Here is a 15,870-nt window from a genome sequence, read left to right on the forward strand (position 1 = left end):
ACGAAGGATTGCGTTTCGCAATTCGTGAAGGTGGCCGCACAGTTGGTGCCGGTGTAGTCGCAAAAATCATTGAGTAAGTGATTGATGGTGTGAAACTTCAGGGTTTCACACCAAGATGTAAGATAGGCCAGTAGCTCAATTGGCAGAGCGGCGGTCTCCAAAACCGCAGGTTGGGGGTTCGATTCCCTCCTGGCCTGCCAACTACTAGATAATTATGAAAAATACGAATGGTTCCACTATGAACTTTAAAGAAATTATGTTGTGGTTTAGTATCGGGCTAATCGCAATTTTAGCCTTTTTCTGTACATATTACTTTAATTTCTCAGGTCCTGTAAAAGTCATTATCTGGCTCGGTTGGTTTGTGTTGACAGGATTGTTAGGCTTTTTTACATCCAAAGGTAAAGAAGTCTTCGCATTTGCAAAAGACGCAAAGATAGAGTTGCAAAAGGTAGTCTGGCCAACACGTCAGGAAACCGTTCAAACTACATCAATTGTTATGATCATGGTTGCTGTCACTGGATTCATTCTGTGGGGTATTGATTCTGGCATGATGTGGGTAATCGCTAAATTAACACATTTGGGTTGATAATACGGTGGAAGAGCAAAAAACTAAACAATGGTATGTGGTTCATGCCTATTCAGGTCATGAAAATTTTGTTATGCGTGAAATAAAGTCACGTGCAGAACACCACAACCTGCAAGATAGAATAGGTGAAGTAGTCGTTCCATCAGAAGAAGTTGTTGAAATGCGGGCAGGTCAAAAAAGGAAAAGTACCCGCAAATTTTTTCCTGGCTATGTGCTGGTGAATATGGTTATGGATGATGAAACCTGGCATATGATTCGCGCAATTCCACGTGTCTTGGGCTTTATTGGTGGGACTAGTCAAACGCCGACTCCTATTTCCGATAAGGAAGCTCGAGCAATTCTGCAACGTGTTGAAGATGGTGTTACTAAACCTAGACCGAAGATTCTGTTTGAACCAGGTGAGGTGGTGCGAGTTAAAGATGGACCATTTGTTGATTTCAACGGTGTTGTCGAAGAGGTCAACTATGAGAAAAGCAGGCTGCGAGTGGCAGTACTCATATTTGGTCGTTCTACACCGGTTGAACTTGAGTTCAGTCAAGTAGAAAAGACGTAATTTGTTTGTATGTTAACCGGGGAGTCAAATTAGTATCTGCCCTTGATGCTTTAAGGGTAATTATGAAATGGCGTTATACCCAAGAGGAGTAATGATGGCTAAAAAAGTAGAAGCATATATAAAATTGCAAATTCCAGCTGGTAAGGCTAATCCAAGCCCACCTGTTGGTCCTGCTTTGGGACAACGTGGTGTTAACATCATGGAGTTCTGTAAGGCTTTTAATGCGCAAACTCAAAATATGGAACAGGGCTTGCCTACGCCTGTAGTGATTACCGTATACAGTGATCGCAGCTTTACCTTTATAACCAAGACACCACCAGCCTCTGTGTTGCTTAAAAAGCAAGCAGGTATCCAAAGTGGAAGTGGAACTCCCAATACCAAGAAAGTCGCTAAGCTTAACCGTGCTCAACTTGAAGAGATTGCTAAAACAAAAGAGCCTGATCTTACAGCGGGTAGTTTAGACGCGGCAGTACGCACGATTGCGGGAACTGCACGCAGCATGGGTATTGAGGTTGAAGGTATTGAATAAGGGGTTACCATGGCTAAGTTAAGTAAAAAACAGCAAAAAATTCGTGAAAAAGTCAAGCTTAATCATCTCTATAACGCAGTTGAAGCGATTGAGGTGTTAAAGGAATTTGCTAGTAGTAAATTTAAAGAAAGTTTTGATGTAAGTTTCAATCTTGGTGTTGATCCACGTAAATCTGATCAGGTTGTACGTTCATCAACTAACCTACCAAAAGGTACAGGAAAAACTGTACGTGTTGCAGTATTTGCGCAAGGCGACAACGCGACTAAGGCAAAAAATGCTGGCGCTGATTTGGTTGGGTTTGAAGATTTAGCTGAACAAATTAAAGCCGGCGAAATGAATTTTGACGTTGTCATTGCAACGCCAGATGCAATGCGCATTGTAGGGCAACTTGGACAAATTCTAGGCCCCCGTGGTTTGATGCCTAACCCCAAGGTTGGCACTGTAACAATGAATGTCGAAGCGGCTGTTAACGATGCCAAGTCTGGTCAGGTTCGTTATCGAACAGATAAGAATGGTATTATCCACTGTTCAGTCGGCAAAGCAGATTTTAGTGCAGATGATTTGTTAACTAACATTTCTGCATTGATGGCGGATCTACGTAAAGCGAAGCCAGCTTCTTCAAAGGGTGTGTATTTTAAGAAAATATCATTTTCTACCACGATGGGGCCGGGTTTGCCTATTGATATTGCTACAATACCCGTGTAACATATATCGCCCTTTAAAACGCTTTCACGGCATAGACATGGTTCGATGCCGTCGAAGACCGCAGGTGCCGAAGGCTTAATTTCCTGCGCAGACGGTGAACCGGCTCCGGAACTCTCCGAGACGGCCACCATAACTGTCAAATCCATGGGATTTGCACAACTTAGGAGGTCAGTAACGTGACGTTAACATTAGCTGCAAAGAAAGCTGTTGTTGAAGAAGTGACTGTAGTTGCTTCTAAGGCTATTTCGGCAGTCGTTGCTGATTATCGTGGTTTAACAGTGAATCAAATGACCCAGCTCCGTAGCGGAGCACGCAAAGCCGGTGTTTACATGCGAGTAGTGCCAAATACACTTGCCCGCAGAGCTTTTGAAAAAACCGAATTTGCTTGCTTAAGTGACAAGTTGGTAGGTCCTCTGTTTATTGCATTGTCACTTGAAGCACCAAGTGATGCAGCAAGAATGCTAAAGGACTTTGTTAAAACATTTGATAAGCTTGAAATCAAAGCATTAGCAGTGAGTGGTAAGGTTTATGAAGCCGATCAGCTTGATGCGGTTGCTAGCTTGCCAACTCGTGATGAGGCGTTAGCCAAGTTGCTGTATGTGATGAAAGCGCCTGTTGAGAAGTTTGTCCGTACACTTGCAGCCCCGCATACCAAATTGGTTAGAACGGTTGCTGCTGTTAAAGACACAAAGTAATAAACCACATAATCTTTTAATATTTTAACTTAGGAGCTAGAAATGGCTGTATCTCAAAACGACATTCTTGACACAATTTCTAAAATGTCTGTAATGGAAGTTGTAGAACTTATCGAAGCAATGGAAAAGAAATTCAACGTATCTGCTGCTGCCGCTGCTGTTGCTGTTGCTGCACCAGCTGCTGGTGCCGCTGCTGCTGTTGAAGAAAAGACTGAGTTTGATGTAGTAATGTCAAGCTTTGGTGCTAACAAAGTAGGCGTTATTAAAGCAGTGCGTGAAATTACTGGTCTGGGCTTGAAAGAAGCTAAAGACTTAGTAGAAGGTGCTCCTTCAACAATTAAAGAAGGTGTATCTAAAGACGAAGCCGCTGACATTAAGAAGAAGCTTGAAGAAGCTGGCGCGTCTGTCGACGTTAAGTAATACCGTTGTTTATATGTATAAAAACCCGGCCATGGTCACATGGCTGGGTTTGTGTGTTTGATGACATCAATAATTTACAGAGGAACCACCATGGCAATTGCAAAAGCTAAACCTCAATATTCACATGCTGAGAAAAAACGATTTCGCAAAAGCTTTGGTAGGCAAGCAGATAAGATGAAAATTCCTAATTTGCTTGAGATCCAGCTAAAGTCCTATAGTGATTTTTTACAGATCGATCCCAAGAGTGAGCAGCAAAATACTGGTCTGCACGCTGCGTTCTCGTCAGTATTTCCTATTGAAAGTTTTTCGGGTAATGCTCGACTAGAGTACGTGAGCTATAAATTGGGTGAGCCGGCATTTGACGTAAAGGAATGTAAACTGCGAGGGTTAACTTATTCAGCCCCTCTGCGCGTAAAAATACGACTCGTTGTCCTGGATAAGGATGCTGCAGGCGAGCCTAAGCCTATTAAAGATATTCGCGAACAAGATGTTTTCATGGGTGAAATACCCTTAATGACTGACGTGGGTACTTTTGTTGTTAATGGTACAGAGCGCGTTGTTGTATCTCAATTACATCGTTCACCTGGCGTTATCTTTGAACATGATAAGGGTAAGACACATTCCTCTGGGAAGTTGCTGTATTCTGCCCGTACAATACCTTACCGTGGCTCATGGTTGGATTTTGAATTAGATCCCAAGGATTGCGTTTTTGTGCGAATTGATAGACGTCGCAAGTTACCTGTGACTATTTTATTGCGTGCTTTAGGCTATGAAACAGAAGAGATCTTAGGTGAGTTTTTTGAATCCACCTATTGCCAATTACGAAATGGCGAATTCCATATTAATTTAATTCCCGCCAGACTTCGGGGTGAAATTGCTTCTTTTGACATTGTTGTTCCAGAAACTGGTGAGTTAATTGTTGAGTTAGGTCGCCGGATTACTGCCCGTCACATTAAGCAGATGGAAAAGAGCAACATGCAGGATCTCGTTGTTCCAAGAGATTATTTGATTGGTAAAATTCTGGCAAAACATGTTGTTAATACAGAAACTGGCGAAGTGCTTGCTCAGGCCAATGATGAAGTGACCGCTGAGTTACTAGACCAACTTGCTGAACAAGGAATTTTCAGTTTTGAAATGATCTATACCAATGATCTGGATCATGGTTCATATATTTCCGATACGTTGAAGATAGATCCTACCGCTAGTCAGCTTGAGGCTTTGGTTGAAATCTATAGAATGATGCGCCCAGGAGAGCCTCCGACTAAGGAAGCTGCAGAAGCCCTATTCAAAAATCTTTTCTTTGCTGAAGATCGCTACGATTTATCGGCAGTCGGTCGTATGAAATTTAACCGACGTGTAGGTCGGAAAGATGATACTGGCCCAGGTACTCTAACTAAAGAAGATATTCTTGCTGTTATCAAAACGCTCATCGATATTCGTAACGGTATTGGTATGGTTGATGATATTGACCACCTTGGTAACCGTCGTGTACGTAGCGTTGGTGAAATGGCTGAAAACCAATTTCGCGTTGGTTTGGTCCGTGTGGAACGCGCAGTTAAAGAACGTTTGAGTTTAGTTGAGTCAGAAAATTTGATGCCGCAGGATCTGATTAATGCTAAACCAGTCTCTGCTGCGATCAAAGAGTTCTTTGGGTCCAGCCAATTATCGCAGTTCATGGATCAAGTTAACCCGCTGTCAGGTGTTACTCATAAGCGCCGTGTTTCGGCCCTTGGCCCAGGCGGCTTAACCCGGGAACGTGCCGGTTTTGAGGTTCGTGACGTTCATACAACGCATTATGGTCGAGTTTGTCCGATTGAGACGCCTGAAGGGCCAAACATTGGTTTGATTAACTCGTTGTCTGTTTATGCGCGTACAAATGATTACGGCTTTATTGAGACACCTTGCCGAAAAGTGATTGATGGTCATGTTACTGATGAAATCGAATATCTCTCCGCAATTGAAGAGGTTGATCAGTACATTGCTCAATCAAGTGTTGAAGTGGACGCAAAAGGTAAAATCCTTGCTGATCTCGTACCGTGCAGACACCAGAACGAATTTTCACTGACAACGCCAGATAAGATTAACTATATGGATGTGTCACCTAAGCAAATCGTTTCTGTGGCTGCATCGCTAATTCCATTCTTGGAGCATGATGATGCTAACCGAGCTTTGATGGGCTCAAACATGCAACGTCAAGCTGTACCGACCTTGCGTTCTGAAAAGCCGTTGGTAGGAACTGGTATGGAGCGCACAGTTGCTTCCGACTCAGGTGTGTCGGTTGTTGCGAAGCGTGGTGGTATTATTGATTTAGTAGATGCTTCCCGTATTGTTGTCCGCGTCAATGATGACGAAACAACAGCAGGTGAGGCTGGTGTTGATATTTATAACCTGACAAAGTACTTTCGTTCAAACCAGGATACTTGTATCAATCAAAGGCCGATTGTTTCTGCCGGTGATCGTATCCAGCGTGGTGATGTGCTTGCTGACGGTCCATGTACTGACATGGGTGAGCTTGCTCTGGGACAAAATTTGTTAGTTGCTTTCATGCCCTGGAATGGTTACAACTTCGAGGATTCTATTCTGATTTCTGAACGAATCGTACAAGAAGACAGATTTACTACGATCCACATCGAAGAATTAACTTGTATTGCCAGGGATACCAAACTAGGTACAGAAGAAATTACAGCTGATATTCCTAATGTGGGTGAATCAGCTTTGGCTAATCTGGATGAGTCTGGTGTTGTCTATATTGGTGCAGAGGTTAGTGCGGGTGATATTTTGGTGGGTAAGGTAACACCAAAAGGTGAAACACAACTTACCCCGGAAGAAAAACTATTACGTGCTATTTTCGGTGAGAAGGCATCTGATGTGAAGGATTCTTCTCTGCGTGTTCCTTCTGGAATGAATGGAACCGTAATCGATGTCCAAGTCTTTACACGTGATGGTCTTGAAAAAGATGAACGTGCCAAGAGTATTGAAGAAGAGCATCTGGCACGAGTTCGGAAGGATCTGATCGACGAGCGCCGTATCCGCGAAGAAGATATTTATCATCGCGTAAACACCTTGCTGTTGAATAAATCTGCGACTGGTGGACCAGGCGCAATAAAAGCTGGAACTAAAATTACTGCAGCACATTTAGAAAAAGTCGACAGGGAAAAATGGTTTGATATTCATGTTGATGATGATGCTGTCAGCCAGCAATTGGAACAGCTTTCCAAGCAATTAGAGTTACTCAGCAAGGAAATGGAAAAGCGCTTTAACGATAGCCGTAAAAAAATAATTCAGGGGGATGATTTAGCTCCTGGCGTATTGAAGATTGTTAAAGTCTATCTAGCTGTTAAGCGTCGTATACAGCCTGGTGACAAGATGGCTGGACGGCACGGAAACAAAGGGGTTATCTCGATCGTTGTTCCAGTGGAAGACATGCCTTATATGGAAGACGGTACGGCTGTAGATATCGTACTAAACCCATTGGGGGTACCTTCGCGTATGAATATCGGGCAGGTATTGGAAACCCATCTTGGTCTGGCTGCTAAAGGGCTTGGCCATAGAATTGCTGCACTATTGGATAATCAAGGCTCTACCGGTGAGATCAGAGATTATTTAGGAAAAATATATAATCATGATGATCAGGAACGTGTACGCCTCGATAGTCTGGATGATAGCGAATTGATGCTGCTGGCGGATAACCTGAGAGAAGGTGTTCCCATGGCAACGCCAGTTTTTGATGGTGCAAGCGAGGCAGAAATTAAATCCATGCTCGAGTTAGCCGGTTTACCTGCTGATGGGAAGACAATATTGTTCGACGGAAGAACTGGTAAGCAATTTGATAATCCAGTAACCGTTGGTTATATGTATATGCTCAAGCTGAACCATCTAGTTGATGACAAAATGCATGCCCGTTCAACGGGATCGTATAGTCTGGTAACCCAGCAACCTCTTGGTGGAAAGGCACAATTTGGTGGTCAACGGTTTGGGGAGATGGAAGTGTGGGCCTTAGAGGCTTACGGTGCCGCTTATACGTTGCAAGAGATGTTAACAGTTAAATCGGATGATGTCGGTGGAAGGACAAAGATATATAAAAACATAGTCGATGGCGATCATCGAATGGATCCTGGTATGCCTGAGTCTTTCAATGTGTTACTGAAAGAAATAAGGGCGTTGGGGATTGATATCGAATTGGATCACGACTAATCGTTCACTGAATAATTCTGACTAATAAATTTTTGGAGGCATAGACTTGGCTACTCTAGACCCGATGAGAAAACCGCCTGTAATGAGTGACCTGCTTGGTATCCTCAAACAACAGGGACAAAGTGAAGAATTTGATGCAATTAAAATTGCGTTGGCTTCACCTGATTTAATTCGTTCATGGTCCTATGGTGAGGTGAAAAAGCCAGAGACTATCAATTACCGCACGTTCAAACCTGAGCGTGATGGATTATTCTGTGCGAAAACGTTTGGTCCAGTAAAAGACTATGAGTGCTTATGCGGTAAATATAAGCGTCTTAAACACCGTGGTGTTATCTGCGAAAAGTGCGGGGTTGAACTCGCACTTGCCAAAGTTCGACGTGAACGGATGGGGCATATTGAATTGGCGAGCCCAGTAGCGCATATCTGGTTCCTTAAATCATTGCCATCCCGTATTGGTCTTTTGCTTGATATGACACTGCGTGACATCGAACGAGTTCTCTATTTCGAAGCATTCGTCGTTGTTGATCCGGGTATGACGGAATTGGAACGTGGCCAATTACTGAATGATGAAGTTTATCTTGACGCCATGGAACAATATGGTGATGAATTTGATGCCCGTATGGGTGCTGAAGCAATTCGCGATTTACTCCGTCAAATTGATTTGGAAGAAGAAATTAAATCGTTACGTGAAGAATTGCCGACAACGAATTCGGAAACGAAGATTAAAAAGATCACCAAGCGATTGAAGCTGCTCGAAGCATTTTATGAGTCAGGAAACAAGCCTGAGTGGATGATCATGGATGTGTTGCCGGTGCTTCCTCCGGATTTACGCCCACTTGTACCTCTTGATGGGGGACGATTCGCCACGTCAGACTTAAACGATCTTTATCGACGAGTTATCAATCGTAATAATCGTTTGAAGAGACTCCTTGATTTAAGTGCACCTGATATTATTGTTCGTAATGAAAAAAGAATGTTGCAGGAATCAGTTGATGCCTTGCTTGACAATGGTCGTCGTGGTCGTGCGATCACTGGTACCAATAAGCGTCCGTTGAAATCTCTTGCAGATATGATTAAGGGGAAGCAAGGTCGTTTCCGCCAAAACCTTCTAGGAAAGCGTGTTGACTATTCTGGCCGTTCTGTAATTGTAGTGGGACCAACTTTACGCCTGCATCAATGTGGATTGCCAAAGAAAATGGCTTTGGAATTATTCAAGCCATTTATTTTTAGCAAGCTGGAATTTAGAGGTTTGGCAACCACGATTAAAGCTGCCAAGAAAATGGTTGAGAGAGAAGAGCCTGTTGTTTGGGATATTCTTGATGACGTTATTCGCGAACATCCTATTCTACTCAACCGTGCACCGACGCTGCATCGGCTTGGTATTCAAGCATTTGAGCCTGTATTAATTGAAGGTAAGGCCATCCAATTACATCCTCTAGTCTGTACAGCATATAACGCTGACTTTGACGGGGACCAGATGGCAGTGCACGTACCACTGACCATAGAGGCACAGTTGGAGGCACGTTCCTTAATGATGTCGACAAATAATATTTTGTCGCCAGCAAGCGGTGAGCCGATTATTGTACCTAGCCAGGACGTAGTGTTGGGACTTTACTACCTGACGCGTGAGCGCATAAATGCCCTGGGAGAAGGTAAGATCTTTGTAAGTGCACAAGAAGCCCAGAATTTTTATGAAGCAGGTTATGTAGATATCCATGCGAAAGTGAAAATTAGAATGCCTCGTGAGGATGGTGAAGGCTTCCACTTGGTAGAGACGACTGTGGGACGCGGCATTCTTGCTGATATTCTGCCTAAGGGAATGCCTTTTGCACAGATTAATAGGGCAATGACCAAAAAGGCCATTACTAAGGTTGTAGACAGTTGCTACCGTAAATTTGGTTTGAAAGAAACGGTTATCTTTGCTGATCAACTTATGTACACTGGATTTAAGTATGCAACTCGAGCCGGTGCTTCAATCGGTATTGAGGATATGGAAATCCCGGATGATAAAGCGTCGATCATTGAGCAGGCCGACAATGAAGTTCGTGAGATTGAATCTCAGTTCCGTTCTGGTCTCGTTACTAATGGCGAACGTTATAACAAAGTAATCGATATATGGTCACGAACCAACGAAATGGTAGCCAAGTCGATGATGGCCAAGATTGCCACCGAAGAAGTTGTTGACCGTACAGGTAAGGTTTCACGTCAAGAATCTTTTAACCCCATCTTTATGATGGCCGACTCCGGTGCTAGAGGATCTGCTGCCCAGATCAGACAGCTTGCCGGGATGCGGGGATTAATGGCTGCACCAGACGGCTCGATTATTGAGACACCAATTACAGCTAACTTCCGCGAAGGTCTAAACGTATTCCAGTACTTTATTTCTACCCACGGAGCGCGTAAAGGTCTAGCTGATACAGCATTAAAAACAGCAAACTCAGGTTACCTGACTCGCCGATTGGTTGATGTGGCGCAGGACGTGGTTATTACAGAAGATGATTGTGGTACAGAAAATGGTATTTTGATGCAGCCGTTGATTGAAGGCGGTGACATTGTTGAGCCATTGCATGAGCGTGTACTGGGCCGAGTCGTTGCTAAAGATGTTTATGTTCCTAACCAGGATGAGCCGGTTGTTACCACAGGCACCTTGCTGGATGAAGATTGGGTTGAAGAACTGGAGAAGTTTGGTGTTGATCAGGTTACTGTTCGTTCACCCATTACCTGTGATACTCGCTTTGGCCTCTGTGCTAAATGTTATGGACGTGATTTAGCCCGTGGTCATTTAGTCAATACTGGTGAAGCGGTTGGTATTATTGCTGCTCAATCAATCGGGGAGCCAGGAACTCAGTTAACCATGCGTACTTTCCACATTGGGGGAGCCGCATCAAGAGCGACGGCAGCAAACAATATTCAAATTAAGAATAAAGGTGTGATTCGCCTGCATAACATCAAAACTGTAACCCACGAAAATAGTAACCTTGTTGCTGTTTCCCGGTCAGGTGAGGTTTCCATTGTTGATGATTTTGGTCGAGAGAGAGAGCGTTATAAACTGCCTTATGGTGCGGTTTTAACCGTGCATGACAACATGGCTGTAGAAGCTGGGCAGGTTATTGCTACTTGGGATCCACATACTCACCCGGTTATTTCAGAAGTAAGTGGCCGTCTGAAGTTTGTCGATCTTCTCGAAGGGTTAACGATGAATCGCCAAACTGATGAATTAACCGGTTTGAGTAATATCGTGGTAACTGATGCCAAGCAACGCACAGCTGCAGGCCGTGATTTACGCCCGATGGTTAAACTGGTCTCTGATGATGGTGATGATATCTACCTGGCTGGTACGAATGTTCCTGCACAATACTATTTGCCGGTGGATGCAATTATTAATTTCGAAGATGGCAGTGCAGTGGGAATTGGGGATGTTATTGCCCGTATTCCACAAGAGCGTTCTAAGACCCGCGACATTACCGGGGGTCTACCACGTGTAGCTGACTTGTTTGAAGCGAGAAAGCCAAAAGATGCGGCTGTTATGGCTGAAACTTCTGGGCTAGTGAATTTTGGTAAGGAAACTAAGGGTAAGAGGCGGTTGATAATAACTGCGTCTGAACAACATTCACATGAAGAACTCATTCCTAAATGGCGTCATATTTCAGTCTTTGAGGGTGAGCATGTTGAGCGTGGTGAGGTAATAGCAGATGGACCGCTTAATCCGCACGATATTTTACGTTTGCTTGGTGTTGGCGCTTTGGCGAATTATATTGTCAATGAAGTACAAGACGTATACCGCTTACAAGGTGTGAAGATTAACGACAAGCACATTGAAACAATCGTTCGGCAGATGTTACGTAAACGTGTCATTACGTTTGCTGGAGATTCAAAATTCCTTGTTGGTGAGCAAGTCGAAGAGAGCATGATGTTGCAGGAAAATGATAGGCTCGCTGCTGAAGGAAAAGAAGTGGCTCGAGGTACGCCTATATTACTTGGTATTACTAAGGCCTCTTTGGCAACTGAATCATTCATTTCCGCTGCGTCATTCCAGGAAACAACTCGTGTTCTGACGGAAGCGGCTGTAAGTGGAAAGGTTGATGATTTGCGTGGTTTGAAAGAGAACGTGATGGTAGGTCGCCTGATTCCAGCAGGAACTGGCTACGCATATCATCAAGGCCGAAAAGCGAAGCGCGCGAAAGCTGCTGCTGCTGCAGGTACTGAGCATAATACGCATATGGTGACTGCTAGTGATGTGCAACATGCATTAAGTGAAGCGCTTAATGCAGACAGTCATGATGAATAAAGCTGATCTATTACCAGTGGGTTTGAACTTGACAAACCCGCTGGACCTATATAGAATCCGGCCTCCTTATGCACTCGAAATAAATACAAATTGAAAGTTCGGAGTTAAGAATAAATGGCTACTATTAATCAGTTAGTAAGAAAGCCTCGCGTGAACGCCAAGAGAAAATCTAACGTTCCCGCATTGGAATCATGTCCGCAACGACGGGGTGTATGTACACGTGTTTACACCACAACACCTAAAAAGCCTAACTCAGCTATGCGTAAGGTTGCTCGTGTTCGTTTGACAAATGGTTTTGAGGTGTCTTCATACATCGGTGGTGAAGGCCACAATTTGCAGGAACACTCTGTAGTACTAATCCGTGGTGGTCGTGTTAAGGACTTACCAGGTGTGCGTTATCACACTGTACGCGGTAGTTTGGATACTTCCGGTGTGAACGACCGTAAACAAGGCCGTTCTAAGTACGGAACCAAAAAACCGAAAGATAAGAAATAATCTGATTTTAGGAAGCTAGAAATGCCAAGAAGAAGAGAAGTCCCCAAACGCGAGATTTTGCCTGATCCAAAGCATCACAGTGAATTGCTCGCAAAGTTTATCAATGTGCTGATGATTAGCGGTAAAAAATCAACTGCTGAAAAAATTATTTATGGTGCGTTGGAGTTGCTGAACGACCGTGTTAAGAAGACTAAGAAAAGTGATGATGAGAGTGGCGAGCAAGGCAGTACTGGCGGCGCTACTGGAGTTTTGAATTATTTCGAGCAGGCACTTGACAATGTTCGACCAAGCGTTGAAGTTCGTTCACGACGTGTTGGTGGCGCAACCTATCAGGTTCCAGTAGAAGTACGTACTGATAGAAGTATCGCTTTAGGTATGCGTTGGATTGTGCAGGCAGCACGTTCACGCGGTGAAAAAGGCATGATGCTGCGTTTGGCTGGTGAATTGATGGATGCCTTTGAAAGTAAAGGGTCAGCTGTAAAAAAACGTGAAGACACCCATAAAATGGCAAAAGCTAACCAGGCCTTTGCGCACTTTAGATGGAATTAAAAGAGAGGTATGTCGTGTCTACTCCATTAGAACTGTACAGAAATATTGGCATTGCCGCGCACGTTGATGCTGGTAAGACGACCACTACTGAGCGTGTTCTGTTTTATACGGGTGTTTCGCATAAAATTGGTGAAGTACATGACGGTGCTGCGACAATGGACTGGATGGTTCAAGAGCAGGAGCGGGGGATTACGATTACGTCCGCTGCAACTACCTGCTTCTGGCCCGGAATGGACAAGAATTTTGCACCTCATCGTATCAATATTATTGATACCCCAGGGCATGTTGACTTCATGATTGAGGTAGAGCGTTCTCTGCGTGTTCTTGATGGTGCTGTTGTGGTATTTGACTCTGTTTCTGGCGTTGAGCCACAATCAGAAACAGTGTGGCGTCAGTCAGACAAATATGGTGTGCCACGTATCGTATTTGTTAATAAAATGGATAGAATGGGTGCTAATTTCCTGCGAGTCGTTACTCAAATTAAGCAGCGCCTTGGTTCAAATCCTGTCGTTGTACAGTTGCCTATCGGTGCTGAAGATTCATTTAAAGGGGTTGTTGACCTTATCAAAATGAAAGCGATTGAGTGGGATGAAGAGTCTAAAGGTATGACCTTCAAATATGTTGAAGTACCTGCAGATATGAAAGCTCAATGTGAAGAGTACCGTGCCAAAATCATTGAGGCAGCTGCTGAAGCTACTGAAGAGTTGATGGAAAAATACCTCGAGGGTGAGGAGTTTACAGAAGAAGAAATTAAGAAGGCACTTCGTAAACGCACAATTAACAATGAAATTGTTCCTGTCTTCTGTGGTTCGGCCTTTAAGAACAAAGGTGTACAAGCTGTTCTTGATGGTGTTGTTGAGTATCTGCCATCTCCACTGGATATCCCCGCGATTCGAGGTGTTGATGAAGATGGTGAAGAAATTCATAGAAAGACATCTTATGATGAACCTTTCTCTGCATTGGCATTTAAAATTGCTACCGATCCGTTCGTTGGTAACTTGACTTATTTCCGTGCTTATTCGGGTATTGTTAGAAGTGGTGATACAGTATACAACCCTGTAAAAGGTAAAAAAGAGCGTATTGGTCGTTTGCTGCAAATGCATGCTAATTCACGTGAAGAAATTAAAGAAGTCAGAGCGGGTGATATTGCTGCCGCAGTAGGTTTGAAAAACGTAACTACCGGCGATACACTTTGCGATGTCGATAAGGTAGTAACGCTTGAGCGAATGGACTTCCCTGATCCGGTGATCGCAGTTGCTGTGGAGCCCAGGACAAAAGCTGATCAGGAAAAAATGTCAATTGCTCTTGGCAAGTTGGCACAAGAAGATCCATCTTTCCGTGTTCATACTGATGAAGAGTCAGGCCAAACAATTATTCAAGGTATGGGTGAATTGCACTTGGAAATTATTGTTGACCGTATGAAGCGTGAGTTTAATGTGGAAGCCAACGTTGGTAAGCCACAGGTTGCTTATCGTGAAACCTTGAAAGCCAGTGTTGAACAAGAAGGTAAATTTGTTCGTCAATCAGGTGGGCGTGGTCAATATGGACACGTTTGGCTGAAACTAGAACCTCAAGAGCCAGGTGCTGGCTATGAGTTTGTAAATGCTATCGTGGGTGGTGTTATTCCCAAAGAATACATTCCTGCGGTTGATAAGGGTGTACAAGAACAGTTGCAAAATGGTGTTATTGCTGGATATCCAGTGGTTGACGTCAAAGTTACGTTGTTTGATGGTTCTTTCCACGAAGTGGATTCAAGCGAGATGGCATTTAAAATCGCTGGTTCACAATGTTTCAGGCAAGGTGCATTGAAAGCAAAGCCGGTGTTACTTGAACCAATAATGGACGTTGAGGTAGTTACCCCTGAAGATTACATGGGTGATGTCATGGGTGACCTTAATCGTAGAAGAGGTATGGTTCAAGGGATGGAAGATTCTCCGGCGGGTAAAATTGTCCGTGCAGAAGTTCCACTTGCTGAAATGTTTGGTTATGCAACGGACCTGCGTTCAGCAACTCAAGGTCGTGCTACTTACACCATGGAGTTTGCTAAATATTCAGAAGCACCAGCAAACATTGCTGAAGCAATTATCAAGAAACAATAAAAGTTAATGAGGTATTGAAAATGGCGAAGGAAAAATTTGAGCGTAAGAAGCCACACGTTAACGTTGGCACGATTGGTCACGTAGATCATGGTAAGACGACATTAACAGCGGCGATTACCACGATTATGGCAAAGAAATATGGTGGTACAGCGAAAGCGTACGATCAGATTGATGCGGCGCCAGAAGAGCGGGAGCGCGGAATTACGATATCAACAGCACACGTTGAATACGAATCAGCAAACCGCCATTACGCTCACGTAGATTGCCCAGGTCACGCTGACTATGTTAAGAACATGATTACCGGAGCGGCTCAGATGGACGGAGCGATCCTGGTTGTATCAGCAGCAGATGGCCCAATGCCTCAGACAAGGGAACACATTCTGTTGTCGCGTCAGGTTGGTGTGCCCTATATTGTTGTGTTTTTGAACAAGGCGGACATGGTTGATGATGCGGAGCTTCTTGAGTTGGTAGAGATGGAAGTACGCGATCTGTTGAGCAGCTATGAATTTCCTGGTGATGATATTCCAATTGTAGTTGGATCTGCACTGAAAGCGTTGGAAGGCGACACGAGTGATATCGGCGTACCAGCGATTGAGAAGCTAGTAGAGACAATGGATTCATATATCCCCGAACCAGTACGTAACATTGACAAGAGCTTCTTGTTACCAATCGAAGACGTATTCTCAATCTCTGGACGCGGAACAGTAGTAACAGGCCGTATCGAGAGTGGTATCGTTAAAGTTGGTGAAGAAGTTGA

At 44.0% G+C, this 15,870-nt stretch carries 13 protein-coding genes and 1 tRNA gene; all 14 read left to right on the forward strand.

Annotated features, from left to right (window positions below):
- Positions 1-77 (forward strand): hypothetical protein (locus ACN4Z1_RS15545; RefSeq protein ID WP_201785588.1); only part of this gene is annotated, 77 nt, incomplete at its 5' end.
- Between the two features lie 47 nt (positions 78-124).
- Positions 125-200: transfer RNA gene (locus tag ACN4Z1_RS15550), tRNA-Trp, on the forward strand.
- Positions 201-238: 38 nt separating this feature from the next.
- Positions 239-586, forward strand: a complete 348-nt coding sequence (gene secE, locus ACN4Z1_RS15555) for a preprotein translocase subunit SecE (protein WP_419386789.1) — start codon at positions 239-241, stop codon at positions 584-586.
- A 7-nt stretch (positions 587-593) separates the two neighbouring features.
- Positions 594-1,139 carry a transcription termination/antitermination protein NusG gene (gene nusG, locus ACN4Z1_RS15560; RefSeq protein WP_115220226.1) on the forward strand — a complete coding sequence of 182 codons (546 nt, stop codon included), beginning with the start codon at positions 594-596 and terminating at the stop codon, positions 1,137-1,139.
- Between the two features lie 94 nt (positions 1,140-1,233).
- Complete coding sequence (gene rplK, locus ACN4Z1_RS15565; protein WP_058444512.1) at positions 1,234-1,668, forward strand: 50S ribosomal protein L11; 435 nt, start codon at positions 1,234-1,236, stop codon at positions 1,666-1,668.
- A gap of 9 nt (positions 1,669-1,677) precedes the next feature.
- A complete protein-coding gene (gene rplA, locus ACN4Z1_RS15570) occupies positions 1,678-2,373 on the forward strand; it encodes a 50S ribosomal protein L1 (protein WP_115220227.1) in 696 nt (231 codons plus the stop codon).
- Between the two features lie 176 nt (positions 2,374-2,549).
- Positions 2,550-3,068 carry a 50S ribosomal protein L10 gene (gene rplJ / locus ACN4Z1_RS15575; protein WP_058444516.1) on the forward strand — a complete coding sequence of 173 codons (519 nt, stop codon included), beginning with the start codon at positions 2,550-2,552 and terminating at the stop codon, positions 3,066-3,068.
- 42 nt (positions 3,069-3,110) lie between these two features.
- Positions 3,111-3,488, forward strand: a complete 378-nt coding sequence (gene rplL, locus ACN4Z1_RS15580; protein ID WP_228363740.1) for a 50S ribosomal protein L7/L12 — start codon at positions 3,111-3,113, stop codon at positions 3,486-3,488.
- A gap of 90 nt (positions 3,489-3,578) precedes the next feature.
- A complete protein-coding gene (gene rpoB, locus ACN4Z1_RS15585; protein WP_228363741.1) occupies positions 3,579-7,682 on the forward strand; it encodes a DNA-directed RNA polymerase subunit beta in 4,104 nt (1,367 codons plus the stop codon).
- 82 nt (positions 7,683-7,764) lie between these two features.
- On the forward strand, positions 7,765-11,970 hold the full coding sequence (gene rpoC, locus ACN4Z1_RS15590) for a DNA-directed RNA polymerase subunit beta' (RefSeq protein WP_228364087.1): 4,206 nt from the start codon (positions 7,765-7,767) through the stop codon (positions 11,968-11,970).
- A gap of 114 nt (positions 11,971-12,084) precedes the next feature.
- Positions 12,085-12,465 carry a 30S ribosomal protein S12 gene (rpsL, locus tag ACN4Z1_RS15595; protein ID WP_058444522.1) on the forward strand — a complete coding sequence of 127 codons (381 nt, stop codon included), beginning with the start codon at positions 12,085-12,087 and terminating at the stop codon, positions 12,463-12,465.
- A gap of 21 nt (positions 12,466-12,486) precedes the next feature.
- Positions 12,487-13,014, forward strand: a complete 528-nt coding sequence (gene rpsG, locus ACN4Z1_RS15600) for a 30S ribosomal protein S7 (protein WP_115220231.1) — start codon at positions 12,487-12,489, stop codon at positions 13,012-13,014.
- Entirely contained in the window at positions 13,005-15,113 is a 2,109-nt protein-coding gene (gene fusA, locus ACN4Z1_RS15605; RefSeq protein WP_228363742.1) for an elongation factor G, read from the forward strand. Before rpsG ends, fusA begins: the two co-directional genes overlap by 10 nt.
- Positions 15,114-15,133: 20 nt before the next feature.
- Positions 15,134-15,870: elongation factor Tu (locus ACN4Z1_RS15610; protein WP_419423051.1), on the forward strand; the 737-nt coding region annotated here is incomplete at its 3' end.

Origin of the sequence: Legionella sp. ST3F1, assembly GCF_048553315.1 — a bacterium.
GTDB classification, from domain to species: Bacteria; Pseudomonadota; Gammaproteobacteria; order Legionellales; family Legionellaceae; genus Tatlockia; species Tatlockia donaldsonii.

Coding starts and splice junctions, on each gene's coding strand:
- rplA (WP_115220227.1), top strand. CDS start 1,678: ATGGCTAAGTTAAGTAAAAAACAGCAAAAAATTCGTGAAAAAGTCAAG.
- rplK (WP_058444512.1), top strand. CDS start 1,234: ATGGCTAAAAAAGTAGAAGCATATATAAAATTGCAAATTCCAGCTGGT.
- rplL (WP_228363740.1), top strand. CDS start 3,111: ATGGCTGTATCTCAAAACGACATTCTTGACACAATTTCTAAAATGTCT.
- fusA (WP_228363742.1), top strand. CDS start 13,005: ATGGAATTAAAAGAGAGGTATGTCGTGTCTACTCCATTAGAACTGTAC.
- rpsG (WP_115220231.1), top strand. CDS start 12,487: ATGCCAAGAAGAAGAGAAGTCCCCAAACGCGAGATTTTGCCTGATCCA.
- rpoC (WP_228364087.1), top strand. CDS start 7,765: ATGAGTGACCTGCTTGGTATCCTCAAACAACAGGGACAAAGTGAAGAA.
- secE (WP_419386789.1), top strand. CDS start 239: ATGAACTTTAAAGAAATTATGTTGTGGTTTAGTATCGGGCTAATCGCA.
- rpoB (WP_228363741.1), top strand. CDS start 3,579: ATGGCAATTGCAAAAGCTAAACCTCAATATTCACATGCTGAGAAAAAA.
- rpsL (WP_058444522.1), top strand. CDS start 12,085: ATGGCTACTATTAATCAGTTAGTAAGAAAGCCTCGCGTGAACGCCAAG.